At 71.7% G+C, this 22,550-nt stretch carries 26 protein-coding genes and 1 tRNA gene; 10 read left to right on the top strand and 17 right to left on the bottom strand.

The window, feature by feature from the left end:
- Nucleotides 1–131 precede the first annotated feature (131 nt).
- Nucleotides 132–1,358, bottom strand: coding sequence for a glycosyltransferase (locus N912_RS0146655; protein WP_084212041.1), 1,227 nt, complete (start codon nt 1,356–1,358; stop codon nt 132–134).
- A gap of 131 nt (nt 1,359–1,489) precedes the next feature.
- Here N912_RS0146655 and N912_RS0146650 point away from each other — a divergent pair, with 131 nt between their 5' ends.
- On the top strand, nt 1,490–2,272 hold the full coding sequence (locus N912_RS0146650; RefSeq protein ID WP_028927830.1) for a methyltransferase domain-containing protein: 783 nt from the start codon (nt 1,490–1,492) through the stop codon (nt 2,270–2,272).
- On the opposite strand, the gene N912_RS0146645 is transcribed toward N912_RS0146650, so the two are convergent.
- A complete protein-coding gene (locus N912_RS0146645; RefSeq protein ID WP_028927829.1) occupies nt 2,247–2,879 on the bottom strand; it encodes a TetR/AcrR family transcriptional regulator in 633 nt (210 codons plus the stop codon). The genes N912_RS0146650 and N912_RS0146645 overlap by 26 nt on opposite strands.
- Nucleotides 2,876–3,355: a YqeB family protein gene (locus N912_RS0146640; protein WP_028927828.1), complete on the bottom strand. Its 480-nt coding sequence runs from the start codon at nt 3,353–3,355 to the stop codon at nt 2,876–2,878. Before N912_RS0146640 ends, N912_RS0146645 begins: the two co-directional genes overlap by 4 nt.
- Before the next feature lie 110 nt (nt 3,356–3,465).
- On the opposite strand from N912_RS0146640, the gene N912_RS59165 reads away from it, so the two are divergent.
- Both N912_RS59165 and N912_RS59160 read left to right on the top strand, forming a co-directional pair.
- Nucleotides 3,466–4,185, top strand: a complete 720-nt coding sequence (locus tag N912_RS59165; protein ID WP_037070221.1) for a response regulator transcription factor — start codon at nt 3,466–3,468, stop codon at nt 4,183–4,185.
- A gap of 13 nt (nt 4,186–4,198) precedes the next feature.
- Nucleotides 4,199–5,623: a HAMP domain-containing sensor histidine kinase gene (locus N912_RS59160; protein ID WP_051581760.1), complete on the top strand. Its 1,425-nt coding sequence runs from the start codon at nt 4,199–4,201 to the stop codon at nt 5,621–5,623.
- Here the strand turns inward: N912_RS59160 and N912_RS0146625 are convergent.
- Nucleotides 5,595–7,538, bottom strand: a complete 1,944-nt coding sequence (locus N912_RS0146625) for a glycosyltransferase family 39 protein (protein ID WP_084212039.1) — start codon at nt 7,536–7,538, stop codon at nt 5,595–5,597. The two genes, N912_RS59160 and N912_RS0146625, sit on opposite strands and share 29 nt — an antisense overlap.
- Before the next feature lie 170 nt (nt 7,539–7,708).
- On the opposite strand from N912_RS0146625, the gene N912_RS0146620 reads away from it, so the two are divergent.
- Complete coding sequence (locus N912_RS0146620) at nt 7,709–7,954, top strand: hypothetical protein (RefSeq protein ID WP_028927826.1); 246 nt, start codon at nt 7,709–7,711, stop codon at nt 7,952–7,954.
- Nucleotides 7,955–8,035: 81 nt separating this feature from the next.
- Here N912_RS0146620 and N912_RS0146615 read toward each other — a convergent pair whose 3' ends face one another.
- A complete protein-coding gene (locus tag N912_RS0146615; RefSeq protein ID WP_028927825.1) occupies nt 8,036–8,662 on the bottom strand; it encodes an alpha-ketoglutarate-dependent dioxygenase AlkB in 627 nt (208 codons plus the stop codon).
- A 32-nt stretch (nt 8,663–8,694) separates the two neighbouring features.
- Between N912_RS0146615 and N912_RS0146610 the strand changes: the two genes are divergently transcribed.
- Nucleotides 8,695–9,084 (top strand): PPOX class F420-dependent oxidoreductase, encoded by a 390-nt coding sequence (locus tag N912_RS0146610; protein WP_028927824.1) that lies wholly within the window; start codon nt 8,695–8,697, stop codon nt 9,082–9,084.
- A 99-nt stretch (nt 9,085–9,183) separates the two neighbouring features.
- On the top strand, nt 9,184–9,372 hold the full coding sequence (locus N912_RS0146605) for a DUF7455 domain-containing protein (protein ID WP_028927823.1): 189 nt from the start codon (nt 9,184–9,186) through the stop codon (nt 9,370–9,372).
- Nucleotides 9,373–9,535: 163 nt separating this feature from the next.
- On the opposite strand, the gene N912_RS0146600 is transcribed toward N912_RS0146605, so the two are convergent.
- From N912_RS0146600 to N912_RS59150, 7 genes are all read right to left on the bottom strand, one after another.
- A complete protein-coding gene (locus tag N912_RS0146600; protein WP_028927822.1) occupies nt 9,536–10,501 on the bottom strand; it encodes a glycine betaine ABC transporter substrate-binding protein in 966 nt (321 codons plus the stop codon).
- Nucleotides 10,502–10,525: 24 nt separating this feature from the next.
- A complete protein-coding gene (locus N912_RS0146595; protein WP_084212037.1) occupies nt 10,526–11,305 on the bottom strand; it encodes an ABC transporter permease in 780 nt (259 codons plus the stop codon).
- Nucleotides 11,302–12,447 carry an ABC transporter ATP-binding protein gene (locus N912_RS59155; RefSeq protein ID WP_051581764.1) on the bottom strand — a complete coding sequence of 382 codons (1,146 nt, stop codon included), beginning with the start codon at nt 12,445–12,447 and terminating at the stop codon, nt 11,302–11,304. The genes N912_RS0146595 and N912_RS59155 overlap by 4 nt, the downstream gene beginning before the upstream one ends.
- Nucleotides 12,448–12,524: 77 nt before the next feature.
- Nucleotides 12,525–13,169, bottom strand: a complete 645-nt coding sequence (locus tag N912_RS0146585; RefSeq protein ID WP_028927820.1) for an ABC transporter permease — start codon at nt 13,167–13,169, stop codon at nt 12,525–12,527.
- A gap of 133 nt (nt 13,170–13,302) precedes the next feature.
- Entirely contained in the window at nt 13,303–14,436 is a 1,134-nt protein-coding gene (locus N912_RS0146580) for a mandelate racemase/muconate lactonizing enzyme family protein (protein WP_028927819.1), read from the bottom strand.
- Nucleotides 14,433–15,200: a creatininase family protein gene (locus N912_RS0146575; RefSeq protein ID WP_037070219.1), complete on the bottom strand. Its 768-nt coding sequence runs from the start codon at nt 15,198–15,200 to the stop codon at nt 14,433–14,435. Before N912_RS0146575 ends, N912_RS0146580 begins: the two co-directional genes overlap by 4 nt.
- Nucleotides 15,193–16,515 (bottom strand): MFS transporter, encoded by a 1,323-nt coding sequence (locus N912_RS59150; protein ID WP_051581763.1) that lies wholly within the window; start codon nt 16,513–16,515, stop codon nt 15,193–15,195. Before N912_RS59150 ends, N912_RS0146575 begins: the two co-directional genes overlap by 8 nt.
- A 180-nt stretch (nt 16,516–16,695) precedes the next feature.
- Between N912_RS59150 and N912_RS0146565 the strand changes: the two genes are divergently transcribed.
- Entirely contained in the window at nt 16,696–17,157 is a 462-nt protein-coding gene (locus N912_RS0146565) for a hypothetical protein (RefSeq protein WP_156994421.1), read from the top strand.
- A 3-nt stretch (nt 17,158–17,160) separates the two neighbouring features.
- Here N912_RS0146565 and N912_RS59145 read toward each other — a convergent pair whose 3' ends face one another.
- On the bottom strand, nt 17,161–17,739 hold the full coding sequence (locus N912_RS59145; protein ID WP_051581758.1) for a hypothetical protein: 579 nt from the start codon (nt 17,737–17,739) through the stop codon (nt 17,161–17,163).
- Nucleotides 17,740–17,974: 235 nt separating this feature from the next.
- On the opposite strand from N912_RS59145, the gene N912_RS0146555 reads away from it, so the two are divergent.
- The gene (locus tag N912_RS0146555) at nt 17,975–18,460 is read left to right on the top strand and encodes a hypothetical protein (RefSeq protein WP_028927816.1); all 486 of its coding nucleotides are present in this window, start codon (nt 17,975–17,977) and stop codon (nt 18,458–18,460) included.
- Between the two features lie 6 nt (nt 18,461–18,466).
- On the opposite strand, the gene N912_RS59140 is transcribed toward N912_RS0146555, so the two are convergent.
- The gene (locus N912_RS59140) at nt 18,467–19,027 is read right to left on the bottom strand and encodes a TetR/AcrR family transcriptional regulator (RefSeq protein ID WP_051581757.1); all 561 of its coding nucleotides are present in this window, start codon (nt 19,025–19,027) and stop codon (nt 18,467–18,469) included.
- Nucleotides 19,028–19,132: 105 nt separating this feature from the next.
- Between N912_RS59140 and N912_RS0146545 the strand changes: the two genes are divergently transcribed.
- Nucleotides 19,133–19,684 (top strand): cupin domain-containing protein, encoded by a 552-nt coding sequence (locus N912_RS0146545; RefSeq protein ID WP_028927815.1) that lies wholly within the window; start codon nt 19,133–19,135, stop codon nt 19,682–19,684.
- A 127-nt stretch (nt 19,685–19,811) separates the two neighbouring features.
- Here the strand turns inward: N912_RS0146545 and N912_RS0146540 are convergent.
- Nucleotides 19,812–19,884 (bottom strand) — tRNA-Ala (locus N912_RS0146540).
- Nucleotides 19,885–19,969: 85 nt separating this feature from the next.
- On the opposite strand from N912_RS0146540, the gene N912_RS0146535 reads away from it, so the two are divergent.
- Nucleotides 19,970–21,319, top strand: coding sequence for a phenylacetate--CoA ligase family protein (locus N912_RS0146535; protein WP_245645950.1), 1,350 nt, complete (start codon nt 19,970–19,972; stop codon nt 21,317–21,319).
- Nucleotides 21,320–21,323: 4 nt separating this feature from the next.
- Here the strand turns inward: N912_RS0146535 and N912_RS0146530 are convergent, their stop codons facing one another.
- Nucleotides 21,324–22,010 (bottom strand): DsbA family protein, encoded by a 687-nt coding sequence (locus N912_RS0146530; protein WP_084212035.1) that lies wholly within the window; start codon nt 22,008–22,010, stop codon nt 21,324–21,326.
- Nucleotides 22,011–22,012: 2 nt separating this feature from the next.
- Complete coding sequence (locus tag N912_RS59135) at nt 22,013–22,540, bottom strand: MauE/DoxX family redox-associated membrane protein (protein ID WP_245645949.1); 528 nt, start codon at nt 22,538–22,540, stop codon at nt 22,013–22,015.
- Nucleotides 22,541–22,550: the final 10 nt, after the last annotated feature.

Below are 22,550 nucleotides of genomic sequence, written 5' to 3'. Positions count from 1 at the left end.
GTGTGCCCGGTCTCGTTGGTGGGGAACTGGGTGCGGGAGGCGGCGAAGTTTGCGCCTTCGTTGCGGGTGTATGCGCATCACGGTGGTTCGCTACCGGTCAGCGCCGTGTTCCTTCTCTTGTCCGTGCGGCGCTACCGGTGGCTGAACACCCAGGTGCGCAGCAGCGCGAACCGGGCGGCGGTGCCCAGTGCGGACGCCGCCACCAGCACGAGCAGCTCCAGCGCCCGCCCCGGCTCCGGCACCAGCGCGTCGAGCAGCAGCAACGCCCCGGAGGTGAACGCGTAGTACAGCGCGAACACCAGCAGGCCCTTGGCGTGCACCCGGCCGGTTCCGGCACGAGCCCCGAGAAACGTGAGCCGTCGGTTGGCCTCGGTGTTGAGCACGGTGGTCACCACGAGAGCGGCGAGGTTGGCGGCCAGCGGCGCCAGCGCCTCGCGCAGCAGCGCGTACAGTGCCACGGTCAGCGCGGTGCTGGCCAGCCCGATCACCGCGAACCACAGCAGCTGCCGGCCGGTCCGCGCCCGCCTCGCACCCGGGGCGAGCACCGCGTCCGGGTGGGTCGGGGCCAGCTCGGGCCGGCGGGGCAGCCCGGCCACCCGGGCGTCGCCGTTCGCCTTGGCCAGCGCCACCCGGCACAGCCCGCGCAGGTCCTCCCACGCGGTGCCGACCACGTCGACGCGGCTGTCCACGTCCTCCATCCAGTCCACCGGCACCTCGTGGATCCGCAGCCCGTTGTGCTCGGCCAGCAGCAACAGCTCGGTGTCGAAGAACCACGACCCGTCGCGCACCGCGGGCAGCAGCGCGCGCAGCACGTCGGTGCGCGCCGCCTTGAACCCGCACTGCGCGTCGGAGAACCGCGCGCCGTGGCCGAACCGCAGCAGCGCGTTGTAGCACCGCGACACGACCTCCCGCCGCACGCCGCGCACGATCCGCGCGCCCGGCGCCAGCCGGGACCCGATGGCGATGTCGGAGTGCCCGTTGAGCAGCGGCGCGACCAGCGGCAACAGCGCGTCCAGCCCGGTCGACAGGTCGACGTCCATGTAGACCACCACGTCGGCGTCGCTGCGCCCCCACGACTCGCGCAGCGCCAGTCCACGCCCCTTGGCGGCCAGGTCGAGCACGCCGACACCGGCGTACCGCCCGGCCAGCGCCCGCGCCACGGCGGCCGTCGCGTCGGTGCTGGCGTTGTTCACGATGGTGATCCGCCACGGCACCGGGAACCGCTCGCTGAGGTACCTGTGCAGGGTCCGCACGCAGCCCGGCAGCGCGCGCTCCTCGTTGTACACCGGGATGGTGATCTCCACCGTCGCCGTGCCGGTCACGCCGTGGCGCCCCGGCGCCTCCGCTGCCACGCTCACGCCTCACCCGCTTCGCTCGGCCGTCCGGGCCCGGTTTCGAGCCCGCGCCTCCAGGTATGACGCGGCCGGCTGAAGCCCTCCCTGAGCGCCGCTGGACATCGGCTGAGAACCCGAGGGCTACCGTCGGCCGAATGCGGGACGACACCACGATGACCGCCTGGCACGAGTGGCAGGAAAGCCCCTGGGGCCGGCTGCGCTACACGCTGGCCGAGACGAACCTCGCCAAGCACCTCGACGGCCTCGACGACGGGCCGCTACGGATCCTCGACCTGGGCGGCGGAGACGGCGCCGACACCGTCCGGCTGGCCGAACGCGGACACCACGTCACGATCGTCGACAACGCCCCGGAGATGCTCGCCGCCGCGACCCGGCGGGCCGTCGGCGCCGACGTCACCGAGCGGGTCACCCTCATCGAAGCCGACGTCACCGAGCTGCCCCACGACATCGCCGACGGCCGCTACGACCTGGTGCTCTGCCACAACCTGCTCCAGTACCTGGACGACACCGCCGCCGCCCTCGCCCGCGCGGTCACCGCGCTACGGCCCGGCGGCGTGCTCTCGGTCATGGCCGTCAACCGCCACGCGACCCCGCTGAACATCGCCGTCCGCCAGGCGGACCCCACCGCCGCCCTCGCCGCGCTGGACACCGACCGGACGCGAACCGTCACCTTCGACACCACGATGACGCTGCACACCGCCGAGGAGCTCGGCGAGATCCTCGACCGGCTCGGCTGCCCGGTCACCGGCCACTACGGCATCCGCACGATCTGCGACTACATCACCGACGACGAGCGCAAGCACGACCCGGCTTTCTTCGCCGACCTCGAACGCCTCGAGCTGGCCCTCACCGGCCGGCACCCGTACATGCACACCGCGCGCCTGTTCCAGCTCATCGGCCGCAAGCACCCGGGCTGACACCCGCACCCGCAACCGGCCGCAGGAAGCGCACCAGGATCGTCCGCAGGACCGCCCGCTCGGCGGACGGGTCGAGGTCCGGATCGAGGCTGGCCCGCGAGATCAGCGCGTCGACCAGCGCGGCGACCCACCCGGCCGCCGCACTCGGCGCGACACCGGGATCGATCAGCCCGGCGTCGGCGGCCCGCTCGACCAGGACGGTCAGGCCGTCGCGCAGCGCCGCGTCGGTGCGCCGGATCAGCTCGGCGAACTCCTCGTCGCGCGCGGCGTGCGCGGCGGCCTCCAGCACGAGCCGGACGACGCCGGGGTGCATGACCTCGTCGGCCCGCTCGGCGACGAGGTCGAGCAGTGCCACCCACGGGTCGGCCGCCGACATCGACGCCGCGAGCCGGTCGGCGGTCTCCCTGGCGTCCTCCTCGAAGATCGCCGTGAACACCGCGCGCTTGCTCGGGAAGTAGTAGAAGAGGCTGCCGGAGCTGATCCCCGCGGCCCGGCAGATGTCCGCCGTGGTGGTCCGTTCGAAGCCCTTCTGGGCGAAGCACCCGGCGGCGGCGTCGACGATCGCGCGACGCTTGGCCGCCTGTTTGACGGGGTCGACGGTCCTCATCGCTCGGCGGGCGGCTCGTCGTACCAGGGACGGCCGTGCTCGGCGAACGCCCTGGACAGCTCGGTGCGGCCGAGGTCGGTCTTCTCCCTGGCGATCTCGCGGCCGTCGGTGGTGCGCAGCACCAGCTCCTTGCCGTCCAGGTAGACGGCGCCGAGGTCGGCGTCGATGCGGCGGGTCCGGTCGCCCCGGACCAGCGTGACCCGGGTCGGCGACACCGTCACGACCAGCCGCTTGTGCGCCCAGTCCGCCGCGAACAGCAGCCCGAGCACCAGCCCGCCGCCGACCGGGACCAGCGTCGCCCACGGCTGCGGCAGGTTCGTGAGCAGCTGGAACACGCCCCTGTACGGGAACGCCGGCAGGGCGCTGATCCACGCGGCGACGGCCCAGGCACCCGCGCCCAACGCGGCACCGACCAGCGGGCATCCGAACCAGGACCCGGTGCGCAGCCACGACGGCTCGTCGACGATCGTCTCCATGGCTCCATTATTAGACCGCGCGCTCGGTTTATGAAAGCCCGCGCCGTGAACTCAGCGGGTTCACAGCGAGCGTTCAGGCGAATTCCAGGCCGCCCGAGTAGACCCGGGTCATGACACGGCAACGGGTTCTGGTGGTCGACGACGAGGAGAACGTCGCGCACCTGGTCGCCTCGGTGCTGCGGTTCGACGGGTTCGAGGTGTTCGTCGCGGACAACGGCATGCGCGCGCTCATCGCCGTCGCCGAGCACCGGCCGGATCTGGTGGTGCTGGACGTGATGCTGGGCGGCTCGACCGACGACGACCCGGACGGGTTCGAGGTGCTGCGCCGGCTGCGGGCCGGCGGGTCCGGGGTGCCGGTGGTGTTCCTGACCGCCCGCGACGCGGGGCCGGACCGGGTGGCCGGGCTGCGCGCGGGCGCCGACGACTACGTGGTCAAGCCGTTCAGCCTGGAGGAGCTGCTGGCCAGGGTGCACGCGGTGCTGCGAAGGACCGCGCCGGGGCCGCAGGTGCGCGGGTCGGTGCTGCGGGTGGACGACCTGGAGCTGGACGAGGACAGCCGCGAGGTGCGCAAGGGCGACCGGGAGATCACCCTGACCACCACCGAGTTCGAGCTGCTGCGGCTGCTGATGCGCAACGAGCGGGTGGTGCTGTCCAAGTCGACGATCCTGGAGCGGGTCTGGAACTACGACTTCGGCGGCAACGCCAACATCGTCGAGAGCTACATCGGCTACCTGCGCAAGAAGGTGGACACCGACGAGCCCAAGCTGATCCACACCATCCGGGGCGCCGGCTACGTGCTCAAGGCGCCCCGGCCGGCGCAGCGGGCGTGAGCGCGGGTCGGCCGTGAGCCTGCGCGCCCGGATGGTCATCGCGGTGATGCTCCTGGTCGGGGTGGCGATCGGGACCGTCTCCACGATCACCTACGTGGCGCTGCGCGCGTTCCTGGTCTCCCGGGTGGACAACCAGCTGGTGGCCACCCCGCCCGACCTGGTGGACCGGGTCTGCTACCGGTCCGACGGCGACCTCCCGCCGCCCCCGCCGCCGCCCACGCCGCACCGGCCGTTCCTGGTGGTGCGGCTGGACTCCGGCGGCGAGCCGCTCGGCCCGTGCGTGGTGAACCTGCTGTCCCGGCCGCTGCGCCCGTCGCCGTCGGACAACGTCCGGGTGATCGTCGACCGGGACCGCCCGACGCTGATCACCGACGACCAGGGCGTCGCCGCGCGGGCGCTGGCACGGCCCAGCCCGGGCGGCGGGTACCAGGTGGTGGCGATCTCGCTGGACGACGTGGACGCCACCCTGAACCGGCTGCTGATGCTCGAGCTGCTGGTCGGCGGGATCGCGCTGGCCTGCACCGGCGTGGTCGGGCTCTGGGCGGTGCGGTGGGGCATCCGCCCGCTGTCCCGGGTGACCGGCACCGCCCGCGCCGTCGCCGAGGAGGTCTCCACCGGGCGCGGCGGGCTGGGCCGGCGGGTGCCGGCGGCGCCGGCCGGCACCGAGGTCGGCCAGCTCGCCGAGGCGTTCAACACCATGCTCACCGCCGTGCAGACCGAGGTCGCCGGCCGCCAGGACAGCGAGCAGCGGATGCGGCAGTTCCTGGCCGACGCCTCGCACGAGCTGCGCACCCCGCTGACCTCGCTGCGCGGCTACGCCGAGCTGATCGGCCTGCGGGAACGCCGCGACGGCGTCCAGCGCGACCCGGAGTCGGCGGACGCGCTGCGCCGGATGACCGACGAGGGGGCCAGGATGTCCCGCCTGGTCGAGGACCTGCTGACGCTCGCCCGCTCGTCGAACACCCGCAACGGCCGCCCGTGCCGCGACGAGCCGGTGGCGGTGGACGAGCTGGCCGCCGACGCGGTCGCGGACATCCGCGCGGCGCATCCCGACCGGGAGGTCAGCCTGGACGCCCGCCCGGGCGCGGTGGTGCGCGGCGACCGCGACCAGCTCCTGCAGGTGCTGTTCAACCTGCTCACCAACGCGGCGGTGCACACCCGGCCCGGCGGCCCGATCCGGGTCCGGGTGAGCACGACCGACACCGAGGTGCGGGTGGAGGTCGCGGACGACGGCCCCGGCCTGACCCCTCGGCAGGCCGCGCACGTGTTCGACAGGTTCTGGCGCGCGGACACCGCGCGGACCAGGGCGCGCGGTGGCTCCGGTCTGGGGTTGTCGATCGTGGACACGCTGGTCAGCGGGCACGGTGGCACGATCGACTTCGACACCACCCCGGAGGCCGGCACCCGGGTCACCGTCCGGCTGCCGGCGGCGAGCTGAGGTCGTAGACGGTGTAGTCGCCCATCGTGGTCGCCCGGTAGTGCGCGCGGACCCAGTCCTCGATGCGCTGCCCCGCCGTCAGCTCGCCGCCCGCGCCGCGCGGCGGGGTGTGCGTCTGGTGCGGGCTGACGAAGTAGCGGACCTCGCCGCGCGCCACCCAGTCCTGGAACTGCTCCGGCGTGGGGGCCGGGTCGCTGCCGTTGAACCCGCCGATGTCCATCACCGCCGTGCCACTGGCCAGCGCCAGCCCGCCCGCGTCGTCCGAACCGACGGCGGCCGCCGCCCACCTGGTCCCCGCCGACCGCAGCAGCGCGACCAGCGCGGGATCGTCGACGACCGCGGCACCCGGCCCGCCCCGGGCGACACCGGGAGCGCCGGGGGCACCCGGAGCGCCGGGCATGTCCAGGCCGTTCGCCGGCCCGGCCGAGATGACCCCACCCCGATACGCCCTCAGCGCGGTGTCCGCCGAGTACCCGACGGCCCCGCCGGCCACCGCCACCACCGCTACCAGCGCGACCACCATGACCCACCTGCCCCGGTGCCGCACCAGCAACAACGCCACCGCCAGGCCCGCGCCGCCGAGCACCGCGTAGCACAGCCACGGCAGGAACTCCGGCGTCCGCCCCAACAGCACGACACCCGTGACCGCCGTACCCAGCACACCGGCCGCGAGCACGCCGCGCGCCGCCGGATGCTCCCGCCGCGCCCACACCTGCCCGCCGCCGACGGCCAGCACACCGGCCAGCCCGGGCGCCATCGCCGCCACGTAGTACGGGTGGACGATGCCGCCCATGAAGCTGAACACCGCGCCGTGCACCAACAACCACAGGCCCCAGAGCACCAACCCGGCCCTGGTCCGGTCCGTCCTGGGCGCCCGCCTGGTCAGCCACAGCCCGGCCACCAGCGCGAGCACCGCGGCCGGCAGCAGCCACCCGATGTTCCCGCCGAAGTCCGGGTTGAACATCCGGGCGATCCCCGGCGACCGCCCGAACCCCGGGCCTCCCGGGCCGAGAATCACGACGTGCGGATCGCCCGGCCCAGGCCCCTGCGTGGGTCCGCCGACGGGTCCAGGCCCAGGCCGCGGTCCCCCACCCCGGCCGAAGATGCGCCCCAGCCCGTTGTAGCCCAGCGCCAGCTCCAGCAGCGAGTTGCCCTTCGAACCGCCGATGTACGGCCGCGACGACGCCGGCCACAGCTCCACCAACGCGACGTACCACCCCGCCGAGACGACCATCGCCACCGCCGCCCCGGCGAGCTGCCCGACCCGCCGCCGCCAGCTCACGTCCGCGACCAGCAGGTACACCCCCACCAGCGCCGGCACCACCAGCATGACCTGCAGCATCTTGGCCAGGAACCCGAAACCCAGCAGCACGCCCGTGGCCAACACCCACCGCGTCCCGGCCCGCCTCCCCGCCGCATCGATCGCCCGCACGGTCGTGTAACCGGCCGCGACCATGAGCAGCACCAGCAGCGCGTCCGGGTTGTTGTACCGAAACACCAGCACCGCCGCCGGCGTGAACGCCAGCACCGCCGCCGCGCCGAGCGCCACCCCCGCCCCCGACCACCGCCGCACCGCCGCGTACAGCAACGCGACCGAGGCCACCCCCATGACCGCCTGCGGCAGCAACATCGACCACGCCGAGAACCCGAACAGCCGCCCCGACAGCCCCATCACCCACAGCGCCGCCGGCGGCTTGTCCACCGTGATCACGTTCCCGGGATCCAACGACCCGAACAGCAACGCCTTCCAGGACCACGTCCCGGCCTGCACCGCGGCGGCGTAGTACGAGTTCGCCCACCCGGACGCCCCCAACCCCCACAGGTAGCCCACCGCCGTCACGGCCAGCAGCCCACCGAGCGCGGGCCGCTCCCACCGAGGTCGGGCTCGTACGGGCGAGATGACTGTCTCGATCATGCCAACCAGCCTCGACGGGCACGCTGGACGAGAGATGGACCAAACCTGAACCCCCGCTGAGAACCCCCACTTTCAGCCCCGCCGCACCGCGGGCCCAGCCCACTCCCAGCTTCGCCCGTTTGACTCCGCACCGCGCCAAAGGCGCACTCCCCCGAAAGAAAGGGACCTCCATGTCACGCAGATCATCGCTGGCCCTGCGCGGGCTGCTCCCCGTCGCCGTCGCGTTCGGTGCCGTCGCCCTGACGACCACCTCCGCCTGGGCCGACCCGCCCCGCCCCCCGCACGGTCCAATCCAGATCAACGACGACCAGTGCACCCGCGACCACGGCCGCATCGTGATCGACCGCAACGACCACCGAACCCGCCGCTGCGAAGGCGGCCCCCACAACGGCCGCGAAGTGATCGTCAAGCGCTAGCCATCTGATCGCCCGCACACCCGGTTCGTGCCCGGCACACCTGCTTCAGCGCGTGTGCGACGTACGAAGTGGGTGTGCGGGCTACCCCTTGTACGCATGCCGGAACTGGATGCTGATGCGGGCGGCGGCGGTGCGCGCTTTGGGCACGGAGTGCCGCCAGGTCCGCTGGCAGCTGCCGCCCATCACGAGCAGGTCGCCCGGCCCGGGCAGGAACCGCACGGACGGCCCGCCGGCGGCCGGGCGCAACCGGAACGGCCGTACGCCGCCCAGCGACACCAGCGCCACCGTCGCGGTCTCCAAATCACGGGCCACCCGGTCGCCGTGCCAGGCCACGCTGTCCGCGCCGTCCCGGTACAGGTTGGCCCCCACCTGCGTGAACTCCACCCCGTACCGGCCGGACAACACCGTGGCCATCCGCACCAGCACCGGATCCGGCAGCTCCGGCCGCTCCGCGAGCACCCACCGGTGGGTCAGCCGGGGCTCCACCACGGTGCGCTCGTACATGTGCACCTCGCGCCCCCGCCAGGGCGTCCGCTCCAGCATCGTCTCGAACAGCGCGTCCGCACCCCGCACCCAGCCCGGCACCACGTCCACCCACGCGCCCTCCGCCAGCTCGGAACGGCGCAGCCCGGTAAACCCCGGGTCGATCGCCGGCGCCTCGTCACCGCCGCCGAACAACGACGGCTGCCACGCCAGCGGACCTACCACACCTTCGACACTAACCGCGTCAAGATGGCTTTATGACCAACATCCCGGACGGATACGAAGACCTCCTGGAACGGCCGAACTTCGGGCACCTGGCCACCGTCAGGCCGGACGGCAACCCCGCCGTGACCCCGATGTGGTTCTCCTGGGACGGCGAGCTGCTGCGGTTCACCCACACCACGCGCCGGGCCAAGCTGCGCAACATCGAGCACAACCCGCACGTGTCGCTGTCCGTGCTCGACCCCGAGAAGCCCTACCGCTACCTGCAGGCGCGCGGCGTCGTGGAGAGCATCACGCCGGACCCGACGGGCGCGTTCTACGTCGAGCTGGCGCACCGCTACGGCCGCCCGGACCCGGCCCCGCCGCCGGACTCCCCGGACCGCGTGGTCATCGCCGTGCGCCCGTTCGCCTACTCCAAGCAGTAGACGGGGGGTCAGCCCTACCTCGGATTGGCGGGTCCACCCACCCCGGCCGTAGGGGCTGCTCGATGGTTGAGCGCCGCCGAGCCGGGCATCCTTCCCAGCATGCCCACCTCGATCACCACGGTGCCGATCCTGAGCCCGCTCGACCGCTGTGACAGGTGCGGCGCCACCGCCCAGGCGAAGGTCGTCCTGGCCGGCGGCGGCGAGCTCCTGTTCTGCGCACACCACGCCCGCGAGCACGGCCCGCGCCTCAACGAGCTGCAGGCCAAGCTGTTCCTGCAGCTGACCTAAGGCGTGTCCCGTGGATCATCCAGCCGGCTGCGCGGCGCCCAGATCGCGCCTCGCGGCGTTCTCGTCGCCGCCGATACAACCCCGGTATCGGCGGCTCCTCGGCCTTGCGAGCCACAATCTGGATCACCGCTCGCTCGGCATAGATCCACGGGACACGCCTTAGCTACTTGCCGATCAGGCCCTGGGACTGCAGCCAGTCCGTGGCGACCTGCGCCGGGTCGCCGCCCTTGACGTCCACCTCGCCGTTGAGCTTCTGCAGCGTCTGGGTGTCCAGCGCCTTGGCCAGCTTCTCGAAGATCGGGCCCAGGGCGGGGTTCTTCTGGTAGACGGAGTCCTGCAGCGTGAGCGCCGGGTTGTAGATCGGGAAGAAGTGCTTGTCGTCGTCGAGCACGGTCAGGCCCAGCGCCAGCACCCGACCGTCCGTGCCGGTGGCCTGGCCGAAGTTGCACGGGCTGTGCTTGGCCATCGCGTCGTAGATCGCGCCCTCCTGCAGGGTGGCCAGGTGGGCGGGCTCGACGGTGAAGCCGTAGGCCTTCTGCAGGCCGGGCCAGCCGTCGTTGCGGCCGGCGAACTCGCTGGCCACGCACATGGTGGCCTGGGCGGGGTTGGCGTGCACCAGCCGGGCGAAGTCGGACAGGTTGGCCACGCCGAGCTGCTTGGCGGTCTCGGTCTTCGCGGCCAGCGCGTAGGTGTTGTTCGCCGTGGTCGGGGTGAGCCACTTGATGTGGTTCTGGGCGAGGTCCTGCTTGGCCACCTCGTCGTACTGCTTGGCCGCGTCCGGGACCGGGTCGGTGTGCTTGAGGAAGTTGATCCACGCCGTCCCGGTGTACTCCCAGTACATGTCGACCTGCTTGTTCTGCAGGGCGGTGCGGACGATGTTGGAGCCGGACAGGCCGGTGCGGTCGATGACCTCGGCGCCGGCCGCGCGCAGGGCGTGGACGGTGATCTTGCCGAGGATCTGCTGCTCGGTGAACTCCTTGGAGCCGACGGTCAGCGTGGCGCCGTTGAGCGAGGCGCCCTCGGCGAGGCTGCCGGGCTTGACCTCGCTGGCCGTGGAGCTCAGCGAGCAGGCCGACGTCACGGCGGCCAGGGCGACGACCGCTCCGGCCAGTGCGAGCTGTGGGCGCATTGTGGTTCTCCTTACGGGCGGGGTTTACAGGCCGTGCGGGCGCAGGAAGCGCTCGGCGAGTCCGGCGAGCCAGTCGATGGCCAGGGCGAGCACGGCGGTCAGGACGCTGCCGGTGAGCAGGATCGGGGTGCGGTTGACGGCGATGCCGGTGTTGATCAGGTCGCCGAGCCCGCCGGCGTTGGTGAACGCGGCCAGGGTGGCGCTGCTGACGTTGAAGATCAGCGCGACCCGGACGCCGGAGAGCATCACCGGCACCGCCAGCGGCAGCTCGATCCGGAACAGCACCGTCGCCTTGCTCAGCCCGATGCCCCGGCCGGCGTCGATCAGCGCCGGGTCGATGCCCTGGATGCCGACCATGGTGTTGCGCAGCACCGACAGCGCCGAGACCAGCACCAGCGCGATGATCGCCTTTTGGAAGCCGATGCCGATGGTGACCGCCAGCAGCACCAGCACCCCGATGGTCGGCACGGCCTGCCCGATGTTCGCCAGCGCCATCGGGACCGGCACGAACCGGCGCAGCCGCGGCCGGGTGAGCAGCACCCCGAGCGGCACGGCGATCACGATGACCAACACCGTGGACACCGCGACCAGCTCGAGGTGCTCGACCAGCTGCGTCCCGATCACCCCCGGGTTGATCGCGCGCGCCTCGATGGTGTCGAGCCGGAGCCTGGACAGGTAGAAGTACAGCGCCGCCAGCACCGCGAGCAGCAGCGCCGGCGTGGCCCACAGGCTGGTCACCCCGGTCCGGCCGCCGCCCTCGGTGGTGGCGCGGGCGGCCTCCGCCCGGTAGAGCGGGCGGCTCATCGCTCCGGGTCCAGCGACGGATCCAGCGACGGGTCCAGCAGCGGGGCGCCGTCCGGCGGCTCCGGGTCGGGGTCGTGGGCCAGGTGGTTGCGCACCACCGCCGCCCAGGTCAGCACCCCCACCGGCGCGCCGCTCTCGTCCAGCACCGCGGCCATGTCGTCGCGGGCGCGCAACATCGCGTCCAGCGCCTCGTAGACGCACTGGTCCGAGCGGACCACCGCGATCTCGCCCCGGCTCGCGCCGCTGGCCGGGTCGTCGATCGGACGCAGCCAGCCCTGCACCGTCCCGCTGTCGTCGACCAGCAGCCGCCGCCCGGAGCCCTCGTCGTCCGAGGGCCGCTCCCCCGCGCGGACCACGTGCACCGGGTCCAGGTCCACCGAACCGACCGGGTGCAGCCGCAGCCGGCGCATCGCCGCGCCGGACCCGATGAACGCCGTGACGAACTTGTCGGCCGGCGCGGCCAGGATCCGCTCCGGGGTGTCGTACTGGGCGATCGCCGCGTTCTCGCCGAACAGCGCGATCCGGTCGCCGACCTTGACCGCCTCGGTGACGTCGTGGGTGACCAGCACGATCGTCTTGCGGATCCGCTCCTGCAGGTTCAGCAGCTCGTCCTGCAGCCGCTCCCGGGTGATCGGGTCGACCGCGCCGAACGGCTCGTCCATCAGCATCACCGGTGGGTCGGCGCCCAGCGCGCGGGCCACCCCGACCCGCTGCTGCTGGCCGCCGGAGAGCTGCTTGGGATAACGGCGGCGGTAGGCGGCCGGTTCGAGCCCGACCAGGTCGAGCAGCTCGTCGACGCGCGCGGCGATGCGCTCGCGGCTCCAGCCCAGCGTGCGCGGGACCAGCCCGACGTTCTCCGCGATCGTCATGTGCGGGAACAGCCCGACCTGCTGGATGACGTACCCGATGCGCCTGCGCAGCTGGTCGGGATGGACCCGGGTGACGTCTTCGCCATTGAGAAAGATCCGGCCCGAGCTGGGCTCGGTCATCCGGTTGATCAGCCGCAGGGTCGTCGTCTTGCCGCATCCCGACGGCCCCAACAGCACCACCGTCTCGCCGGCGGCGACGTCCAGCGACAGCTCGGCGACGGCCGGGCGGTGCTGGCCGGGGTAGTGCTTGCTGACCTTGTCGAGGCGGATCATCGGCGTGCCCGAGGGTCCGCTCGGCGTGATCGGCACGATCGGGGCGCGGGGCTCGGTCGGTTCGGTCGTCGGTTCTGTCATCGAAGCCCCCTCGAGGTGGTCAGTCGGGCGATCACCACGAACATCAGGTCCAGCGCGAGCGCCAGCACCGCCACCGCGACGGTCCCGACCAGCGCCTCGTTGAGCGCGTTCGCGCCGCCGAGCCTGGCCAGGCCGTCGAAGATGAGCTGGCCGAGCCCGGGCCCGCTCACCGCCGCCGCGACCGCCGCGATCGCCACGCTCATGATCGTGGCCACCCGCACCCCGGTCAGCACCACCGGCCACGCCAGCGGCAACCGCACCAGCCGCAGCCGCCCGCCGCCGCTGAGCCCGATGCCCATCGCCGCGTCCGTCACCGCGCCGGGCACCGACTCCAGCCCGGCCAGCGTGTTGCGCAGGATCGGAAAGATCGCGTACACCACCAGCGCGGTGATCGTCGGCCCCAGCCCCAGCCCGAGCAACGGGATGAGCAGCCCGAACAGCGCCAGCGACGGGATCGTCAGCAACGACCCGGTCAGGTTGACCACGAAACGGTTGACCCTCGGATAGCCTTCCAGCGCGACGCCGAGCCCGACGCCGATCACGGTGGCGATGCCGACGGCGATCAACACCACCTCGGCATGCTGGACGAACAACAGGACGATTCGGGGCCATCGCTGGGCAAGGTAGTCACTCAAGCTCATAGATGTGCTCCCTCAGCGTCGACGGCCGTCGGCAGCAGGTTACCCAGGTCAGCCAGGGCGGTGGCCCGGTGGAGTGGCGGACCGTGCCCGGTCCGTTACTGACAGCACGGCTCGGTAGCCCTAATGGGGCTGGCTAGAGCAGCAGGTCGCCCTCGCGCTCGTTGCGCCGGGCGGCGGCGTCCAGCGCATCGAGATCTACCTCGACACCGATCCCCGGCCCGGTCGGCAGTGTCATGCGCCCGTCGGTGATGGTGAACGGCGCGGTGATGATGTCGCCGGTCAGGTACTGGTACACGGTGTCGATGGCGTAGCCGATGGCCGGCGTGGTCGCGGCGAACTGCAGGTGCACGGACGTGGAGATGCCGACCTCGCCGCCGCTGTGCAGGTTCATCCCGTACCCGAACGTCTGGCACAGGCCGGCCAGGCGCTTGGTCGGCGCGATGCCGCCCCAGCGGTGCACGTCGCCGTGCACCACGTCCACCGCGCCGAGCCGCACGGCCGGGGCGAAGTCGTCGAACTCGATCACGCACATGTTCGTGCACAGCGGGATGTTCACCCGCGCCCGCACCGCCGCCATGGCTTCCAGCCCGGCGACCGGATCCTCCAGGTACTCCAGCCCGACCGCCTCCAGACGCCGGCCGAACTCGAGAGTGCGCGGCACAGTCCAGTGCGCGTTCGGGTCCACCCGCAGCGCGATGTCCGGCTGGCCGGCCCGGATGCGTTCGAGCAGCCGCGCGTCGTGCTCGACGTCCGTGGATCCCTTGATCTTGAACACCCGGCCGCCGTCGGTGGCGCGCACCCGCGCGATCTCGTCGAGCAGCGCGTCGGCCAGCTCGTGGGCGCCGGACGGGTCGCCGACCAGGCCGGGGGTGAGGACGGTGGTCACCTCGACGCGGTCGGCCATGGCGCCGCCGATGAGGTTGGCGATCGGCTGCCCGGTGGCCTTGCCGATCAGGTCCCAGCGGGCCATGTCCACCGCGGCCAGCGCGGCGGCCCCCAGGTAACCGTGGAAGTACGGCACCATGTGGAGCTCCTGCGCCGAGCGCTCCAGCGCGAACGGGTCCACCCCGCGCAGTCGCGGGAAGATCCGCTCGACAATGGCGGCGACCGGCCGGCCGTGCATGGTCTCGCCCCAGCCCTCCAGCCCGTCGTCGGTCCGCAGCCGCACCACCGTGCGCGTAGTCCCTGCCCGCACCTCGAACGAGCTGGTGAACGGCCGGTTGTACGGCACGTTCACCGTCCACACCGTCAGATCGTCGATCTTCACAGGGTGGCCTCGTCGAATGCGCGCAATGCTCCCGCCACCGCGGCGACCCGTTCGGCCAGCAGCCGTTCCCCGGCGTCGGCGCTCGCCCCGGCCGTCGGGTCGGTGGTGCCGCCGCTGCGCGCCCACTCGCCGTGCCGCTGCATGTTCAGCCCGGCCGGCTCGCCGCGCGCGTGCAGCGCCGGCGGGCCGAGCGGGGCGGTGGTGTGCCGGTCGGTGCGGACCAGCTCCGGGCGGACCGCGAGCGCCAGGCTCGCCTCCCACCAGCCGGCGTGGCCGGGCACGTGCGCCCCGTCCGGCACCGGTTCCGACGCGCCGCCCGGGGCCACGTCCCAGTAGTTGCAGCTCGCCACCGCGATCGGCAGCGACAGCACGACCTGCTTGGTCACCGCCCTGACCGTCTCGTCGTTCCCGCCATGCCCGTTGACCAGCACGAACCGCCGGAACCCGCTTTCGTACAGGGACGAGATCAGGTCGCGGAGCACGGCGGCCAGCGTCTCGGGGCGGACCGAGGCCGCGCAGGCGAACAGGTGGTGCTGCGAGTTGCCGTAGTACACCGGCGGGGCCAGCACCAGCGCGCTGGCGGTCGCGGCCCGTGCGGCGGCGCGGCGCAGCACCGTGTCCACCAGCATGGAGTCGGTCAGCAGCGGCAGGTCCGGCCCGTGCTGTTCGATCGAGCCGACCGGCAGCGCGAGCAGTGCGTCCGGCGCGATGCGCGCGACGTCCTCACGGGTCAGGTGCCCCAGCTCGTACACGTTCTCAACCACCGGCCACCGCCCCGCGCCCGGCCACCGCCGCCCTGGCCGGCAGCTGCTCGATGTTGCCCAGCAGCACCAGGTAGCAGACGATCCCGATCGCGATCATGATCGCGGCCGCGACGAACCCTGGCGCGAAGCTTCCGGTCGCGGCGACCAGGAACCCGGTGACGATCGGCGCGGCCGAGGCGAACACCTGGTTGGTGAAGTTCAGGATGCCGCCCACCCCGCCGACGCTGCCCTCCGGCGCGATCAGCGCGACGCAGCTGGAACCGACCGGCGCGGACGCGGACAGCCCGCCGAGCCCCAGCGAGATCCAGGTCACGGCGGCGACGGCGTTGTCGGTGGTCGCGGCGAACAGCACGCACAGCCCCATCACCATGCCGCCGATGAGCACCGCCTTGCGCACCCGGTTCGCGTCGTGCCCGCGCGCGATCAGCTTGTCCACCAGCAGCCCGCCCACCAGCACGTCCGCCGCGGTGGCCACCAGCCACGGCACGGCGGTGTAGAGCCCGCCCTTGAGCACCGTCATGTGCATCTGGTCGACCAGGTAGCTGGGCAGCCAGGTCAACAGCATGAAGAACGCGTAGCCGTAGCAGGCGAACCCGAGCGAGAGCCCCCACACCTTGCGCTGGCGCAGCAGGTAGCCGAGGTTCGACACCTGGTTCGGCGGCACCACCGTCTCGTCCTGCGCGCCGCCCTCGGTGATGTAGCGCAGCTCGCCGTCGGACAGCTTCCCGGCCCGGTGCATGTCGCGCGGGTTCCGGTAGAACACCCAGAACGCGACGGCGAACAGCACGCTCACCACGCCGCACACCACGAACGCCGACCGCCAGCCCCAGCCCACCACCAGCACCGACATCAACGGCACGCCGACGACGTTGGAGAACTTGGCGGCGCCGTCGAACATCGCCGTACACAGCCCCCGCTCGTGCCTGGGAAACCAGTACCCGGTGGCCTTCTGCGAGGACACCAGCGCCGGCGCCTCGGAGATGCCGAGCAGGATCCGCGACAGCATGACCAGCCCGAGCCCGCTGACCGCCGCCGTCATGAACGTGGCCACCGACCACAGCACGGTGGTCAGCCGCATCAGCCAGCGCACCCCGATGCGGTCCATGAGCAACCCCATCGGGATCTGCATCAGCCCGTACGACCAGGCGAACGAGGAGAACAGGATCCCCAGCTCCGCCGGCGAGAGCCCGAAGTCCTGCCGCAACCCCGGCGCGGCCACCGACAGGTTGACCCGGTCGAAATAGTTGATGAGCACGCCCACGCCCAGCATGAGCGCGATCGCCCAACGAACCCTGCCCCGCGCTTCAGAAGCCATCCACACACCCTGACTTTTGCATTGCAAAATGCACTTTTGCAGTTCAGCCAGAATAGACGCCACACCGCGAGCGATGTCAAGGATGCGCCGCGGAACGCCCGGCCGCCCACCCAGCGCCGAGGCCCCATTCCCGAGACACTGTCGGCCAGCCCGGATGACACGAGTGTGGGGAGGCCAGGCGTGCCGATGTGGCTACGCGCGACCCTGCTGGTCGCGATAGCCGTGTGGAGCCTCTACGTCGGCTTCCGCAACGAGAAGCGAGTACTGGCCCGCCTCGCCCGCGCCGCCCGGGGCTCCGTCCCGCGCGCCATCGGCGTGATCACCGCCTACTTCCTCGCGCTGGTCGCGGTGCTCGCGGTGTTCGGCCTGCTCGCGTCGATCACCCACAGCGCCGGCTGGCCGACCGTCACGATCGTGGTCCTGTTCATCGGCCTCACGCTCACCGCCCCGTTCCTGTGGATCCTCGCCCCCGCCGAGGCCCACGGCCCCACAAGCTCGGCGACCTCCTTCCTCGACCTGCGCCGCCGGGGCGCAAAGAAAGGCGTGGCCCGCGCCATCGCATACCTGGCCGTGGCCTACCACTTCCTCCTGCTCTTCCCCGCAATAGGCGGCACCGCCATGGCCATCATCATGATCGTTTAGTCGCTACGCCCATTTCGCACGCCTGGCAGCGCTGTCCCGGTCGATGTCCTCGACGGCCTCGGCATCCAGCCCCAGATCGATCCGCATGTGGCGTCGCAGCAACCGGTACTGGCGTTGTCCTTCGTCCCATTCGGAACGGAGCGCGCCTTTGTCGGCGTCCGTGGCGAGCAATGCCTCGACATGACGAAACCGCGGCTCGCCCGCTTCTTGGATCAGCCGGCGGACCTCCTCCGGCGCGAGAAGGACGGCCGGCCCGAACGACTCCCGGACCTTGCCGCGCACCTCGCGCAGCTCGGCCACGTCCGCCGGATCAAGATCAAGCCCACGCAACCGCGCCAGCCTCGCCGAATACATCGCCATGTCGAACGCCTCGAACGCGCTGACCAGCTGCGCGTACGCCGCCGAGCGGGCTTCGTACGTCCGCGCGTCCCGTTCCCGCCGCCAGCGCCGCTCCTCCCGCTCCGACTCCTCCCGCAGCCGCCTGGCTTCACGCCGACTGGCCAGAACCTGCGTCACAACCACACCACTCAGACCAAAAAAGGCCACCAGAATCGGAATCCACACAGGCACCTGCGAACCCATGCGCTCACACTAGTGACGAAGAGACCATTTCCCCTCACGTGACCCAGCTCATATGAACACGACCCAACCGGACAGCGATCGCCAGGATCGTCCCCCTCGTCAACCCGAGCAATGGGTTGCCGAAACCACTGGGGGAGCGATGTATCCATCCGCACCGGACCCGGCTTTCAACCCACCGATCCCCGCGTACGTCCCGGCCCCGCGAAAGCACGGTCCGCACCTGTTGTGGATCGTCTTGAGCTGGGTGCTGTGCGTCGCGCTGGTGGTGGTCGCGATCATCACCTTCGTCGGCACCATCACGAGCGCGGTTCCGACCACGACCTTCGCCGGCGGCGAACGGGCCACCGTCACCCTCGACCCGGCGAACAGTCCGGCCCTCTACGCCACCGGCGACCAGACCAGCCGGTTCAGCTGCCAGATGTTCAGCCGGTCGCCGGCGCCCCCGGGCTGGGAGCCGCTGGTCAAGCCCACCGTCAAACAGTCGGTCAGCCTCGGCGGCGTCGAGTGGGAGCTGATCAGCCACATCCGCGTCCCGACACCGGGCGAGTACCAGGTGACCTGCGAGAGCGAGCGCCCCCTCCGCTTCGGCGTCGGGACGAACCCTCACCTCGGCGCGGTACTGCCGACGCTGATCCTCCTACCGCTGCTCGGCCTCACCCTCGCCGTCGCCACGACGATCATCGTGCTGGTCAAACGCAACTCGGCCCGTCGACGCCCCTGACCGGCGTCATGACGACAAGAAGACCGCGGCCGCCTCATCGGCGAGCGCATCCGAACGTGGGGCCTCCGTATCGGTCTGCGCCAGGTGCAACAGCCCGAGGATGGCCGCGTAGGCCACCCGCGCCCGAGACTCCGCCCGCTCCGGCGACAGCCCGAGCTCCCGATAGGTCCGAGCCAACAGCTCCAGCCGTGCCCGGTCGACCCGTCGAACCGCGTCCCTGACCCGAGGGTCGTTGCGGTCACCGAGCAGGCTCAGGTGCACCGACGGCGCCAACGGCTGAACGGCATGCACCACCGTGGTGAGCAGCTCGCGCAACCGCCGTTCCGGATCGGTGATCGCGGCGAACTCCGCGAGCCCCTCCTCACCATGCCCCCGCACCCACTCGTCGAGCGCCGCCGCAATCAGCTCGTCCCGGTTCCGGTAGTGCGCATAAAAGCTGCCCTTGGTCACCCCAAGCGTCCGCGCCAACGGCTCAACCGCCACCGCGACCAACCCACCCGCCGCGATCGCCTTCAACGCCGCCCGCGCCCAGTCCCGGGCGGACAACCGCGCCGACTCCCTCACCACCCGCAACAAGATACGCCACCGTATTGACGCTCCTTCCACCCGCAAGATACGCTACCGTATCAATACGCCAGCGTATCAATACGCCACAGTATCCAGGAGCGATCAATGCAGCGCCAGAACGTCCGCCGAGTGGTCACCGGCCACGACCCCCACGGCAAGGCCCACGTCGTCGACGACAGCCACGTCGAGCCCATCACCTCCGACCTGCTGCCCGGCTACGCCGCCTACCGCCTATGGGGCCGCGACGACCACCCCACCTTCCCCAACGACGGCTCCCCACCCCCCGCCGAGGCCTACTTCCCACCCCCAGACGGCTCCCGCTTCATGATCAACGTAATCCCCCCAGGCAACCCACTCCCCCCTCCGACCCTCGACACGGCCAAAGCCCTGGCCGAGCTGGAGCAGCAAATGCCGGGCGCAATGGCCGCAATGGAACCCGACACCCCCGGCATGCACACCACCGACAGCATCGACTACGTAGTCGTCATCTCCGGCGAAGTCACCCTGGACCTGGACGACGGCGACCAGACCGAACTACGAGCAGGCGACGTCGTCATCCAAAACGGCACCCGCCACGCCTGGCGCAACCACGGCCCCAACCCCTGCACCATCATCGGCATAGCCATAGGCGCCCACCGCACCCAGCACCGACGCTAGTCAAAACCCAACGCAACCACGCCGAGTCAAGAGGAGCTCGCACCGTGGGGGGCTTGGGGGGTTCGACCCCCCAACATCATGAACCCGACCCGGTCTGCGCTCTCCGCAGACACAGAACCCCAGAGGGTGGAGCTGAGGGGACTCGAACCCCTGACCCTCACACTGCCAGTGTGATGCGCTACCAGCTGCGCCACAGCCCCGTTGGTGACCAACCTACCCCAGGCTACCGGCCGCCCGGACTTTGGGGGGCCACTTGGCCGGCCGTTCGCTATACGCTCACCCCCCGTGAGCATCGACGCCCCCTCCCCGCCGCCGCTGGTCGACCCCGACGCCGAGGGGTGTCCGCCTGAACAGCGGCGTGAGCTGCAGGAACGGCGGCTGCGGGAGCTGGTGGACCGGCTGCTGGCGGCGAACGGCGTGCAGGCGGAGCGGTTGCGGGCGGCCGGTGTCACCGCAGGCGCGGGCGTCTCGCTGGACGAGCTGGCGAAGCTGCCCACGGTGGCGAAGGCGGACCTGTGGGAGCACTACCCGTGGGGGCTGATCGCGGTGCCGCGCGAGGACGTGGTGTGCCTGCACGGCTCGTCGGGCACCAGCGGGCGGCCGTCGCTGGTGCCGTACACGGCGGTGGACGTGTCGATCTGGGCGGAGGTGATGGCGCGCGCGCTCGGCGGCGCGGGGGCGAACCGGTCCAGCGTCATCCAGGTGGCGTACGGGTACGGGCTGTTCACCGGCGGGCAGGGGATGCACCACGGCGGGATGCGGCTGGGCGCCACGGTGCTGCCGCTGTCCGCCGGGATGACCGACCGGCAGCTGCGGATGCTGGCCGACCTACGCCCGGACATCCTGTGCTGCACCCCGTCGTACGCGATCTACCTCGGCGAGGCGCTGCGCGCGGCGGGCACGCACCCGGACGAGCTGTCACTCCGAGCGGGCGTGTTCGGCGCCGAACCATGGACCGAGGGGATGCGAACGCAGATCGAGGCGCTGCTCGGGCTGCGCGCGCTGGACATCTACGGGCTGTCCGAGATCGTCGGCCCGGGGGTGGCCTGCGAGTCGCTCGACTCGGCGGGGATGCTCAACGTCGCCGAGGACCACTTCTACGTGGAGGCCATCGACTCCGACGGCAACCCTGTCCCGGACGGCACCCCGGGCGAGCTGGTGTTCAGCACGCTGACCAAGACCGGGATGCCGCTGCTGCGCTACCGCAGCGGTGACATCGCCACGCTGGCCGGCCCGGCGCCGGGTTCGCCGCGCACGCTGCGCCGGATGAGCAAGCTGCTCGGGCGCCGCGACGACATGCTGGTCGTGCGCGGGGTGAACGTGTTCCCGACCGAGATCGAGGCGGTGCTGCTCGCGGACGAGAGGGTCAGCCCGCACTACCTGATCGTGGAGGACCGGCGGGAGCCGGCGCGCGCCGAGCTGCGGGTGGCCGTGGAGCCGATGTCCACCCCGTTCGACGCCGAGCCGCTGCGCGCGGAGCTGACCGGAGCGCTGCGCGAGCGGCTCGGCGTCGGCTGCCAGGTGTGGGTGGTCGAGCCGGGCACCGTGCCGCGCACCGAGGTGGGCAAGGCGCGGCGGCTGCTGCGCGTCGGCGAGGGCGAGCAGGTGCCCGAGCCGCTGCGCGGACTCTTCTAACGAACTACTTGGTGATGTTCTTCAGCCAGTTGTCGTCGCCGAGGTCGGCGCGCTTGCCGTTCACCATGATCGTCGGGGTGCCGAAGCTGTCCCGACCGGGCGCGCGCAGCGAGGCGTCGCCGCCGGCCCGCTGGGTCTCCACCTGGACCGCCCGCAGGTGCTTGCTGGACGTCACGCACTGGGCGAAGCTCGCCGGCGCCTTGACCTGTTGTGCCATCTCGATCAGCTGCTGGTCGGTGTAGCCGGCCGAGCGCTCCTTGGGCTGCTCGGCGTAGAGCTTCTCGTGGTAGGCGCTGAACACGCCGGCCTCGGCCGAGCAGACCACCGCGTTCGCGGCGCGCTGGGAGTAGCCGGGCGGGGTGGTCAGGCGGTTCAGGATGGCCACCGGGTGATACCTGACCTGGATCTTGCCGTCGTTGATCGCCTTGGTCAGGTCGCCGCCGTAGCTGGACTCGAACCGGCCGCAGATCGGGCAGAGCAGGTCCTCGTAGACGTCCACGGTGTTCGGGGCCTTCTTGCCGGCGACCACCACGGCGCCCTCCAGCGCGACCGGGTAGTTGCCGGCGGTGCTCGTGCCAGAGCCGCCGCCTCGGAACATCGCGATCGCCCAGCCGACCAGCGCGGCGACGACGATCACACCGATCACGATGTAAAGCACGTTGCGGCTGCCGCTCTTGGTAGTCCCAGCCACCTCTACGAACCTCCTCCACCCGGCGACGAGCCGTCGTCGTCCGGAGCCAGTACGCCGTCCAGCGCCAGCCAGGTGCGCGGACGAATGATCAGCCAGACCGCGAGCGCGAGGAACCCGGTGTCTCGCAGCAGTTCCGTACCGTAGCTGGTGTCACCTGGGGCAACCTCACCGCCGCCGCCGAAGCACCCGCAGTCGATGCTCAGCCCGCGCGCCCACGCCTGCGCCACGCCGGCCATGAACAGCACCAACACCACGCCGGAGAGCACCGCGACCAGCCGGGTCCCCACCCCGAGCAGCAGCAACAACCCGAGCGCCAGCTCGAACCACGGCAGCAGCGTGGCCACCGGGTCGACCAGCGCGTCGGGCAGCACCTGGTAGGCGTGCACGGCGGCCCAGGTCTGGTCGGCGTCGGCCGCCTTGATCACCCCGGAGGCGAACCACACGGCGGCGAGCCCCAGCCGGACCACGGTGCCGGCCACATCCAGCCGACCGGGTCGCGTCTTTCCCGCGCGTTCCGCGATCGTCGTCACCCACGCAGAG

Origin of the sequence: Actinospineispora acaciae DSM 45401, assembly GCF_000620785.1 — a bacterium.
In the GTDB taxonomy this organism is placed as follows: domain Bacteria; phylum Actinomycetota; class Actinomycetes; order Mycobacteriales; family Pseudonocardiaceae; genus Pseudonocardia; species Pseudonocardia acaciae.
The sequence above is the reverse complement of the archived record's forward strand: the minus strand, read 5'-3'. Positions and strand labels throughout refer to the sequence as shown.

Excerpts from the sequence above, each read along its gene's own strand:
- N912_RS0146605 (WP_028927823.1), top strand. The coding sequence starts at position 9,184 with ATGCCCACCTCGATCACCACGGTGCCGATCCTGAGCCCGCTCGACCGC.
- N912_RS59155 (WP_051581764.1), bottom strand. The coding sequence starts at position 12,447 with ATGATCCGCCTCGACAAGGTCAGCAAGCACTACCCCGGCCAGCACCGC.
- N912_RS0146620 (WP_028927826.1), top strand. The coding sequence starts at position 7,709 with ATGTCACGCAGATCATCGCTGGCCCTGCGCGGGCTGCTCCCCGTCGCC.
- N912_RS0146645 (WP_028927829.1), bottom strand. The coding sequence starts at position 2,879 with ATGAGGACCGTCGACCCCGTCAAACAGGCGGCCAAGCGTCGCGCGATC.
- N912_RS0146640 (WP_028927828.1), bottom strand. The coding sequence starts at position 3,355 with ATGGAGACGATCGTCGACGAGCCGTCGTGGCTGCGCACCGGGTCCTGG.
- N912_RS0146650 (WP_028927830.1), top strand. The coding sequence starts at position 1,490 with ATGCGGGACGACACCACGATGACCGCCTGGCACGAGTGGCAGGAAAGC.
- N912_RS0146545 (WP_028927815.1), top strand. The coding sequence starts at position 19,133 with ATGCAGCGCCAGAACGTCCGCCGAGTGGTCACCGGCCACGACCCCCAC.
- N912_RS59150 (WP_051581763.1), bottom strand. The coding sequence starts at position 16,515 with ATGGCTTCTGAAGCGCGGGGCAGGGTTCGTTGGGCGATCGCGCTCATG.
- N912_RS0146585 (WP_028927820.1), bottom strand. The coding sequence starts at position 13,169 with ATGAGCTTGAGTGACTACCTTGCCCAGCGATGGCCCCGAATCGTCCTG.
- N912_RS0146610 (WP_028927824.1), top strand. The coding sequence starts at position 8,695 with ATGACCAACATCCCGGACGGATACGAAGACCTCCTGGAACGGCCGAAC.
- N912_RS0146600 (WP_028927822.1), bottom strand. The coding sequence starts at position 10,501 with ATGCGCCCACAGCTCGCACTGGCCGGAGCGGTCGTCGCCCTGGCCGCC.
- N912_RS0146595 (WP_084212037.1), bottom strand. The coding sequence starts at position 11,305 with ATGAGCCGCCCGCTCTACCGGGCGGAGGCCGCCCGCGCCACCACCGAG.
- N912_RS0146625 (WP_084212039.1), bottom strand. The coding sequence starts at position 7,538 with ATGATCGAGACAGTCATCTCGCCCGTACGAGCCCGACCTCGGTGGGAG.
- N912_RS59145 (WP_051581758.1), bottom strand. The coding sequence starts at position 17,739 with ATGGGTTCGCAGGTGCCTGTGTGGATTCCGATTCTGGTGGCCTTTTTT.
- N912_RS59165 (WP_037070221.1), top strand. The coding sequence starts at position 3,466 with ATGACACGGCAACGGGTTCTGGTGGTCGACGACGAGGAGAACGTCGCG.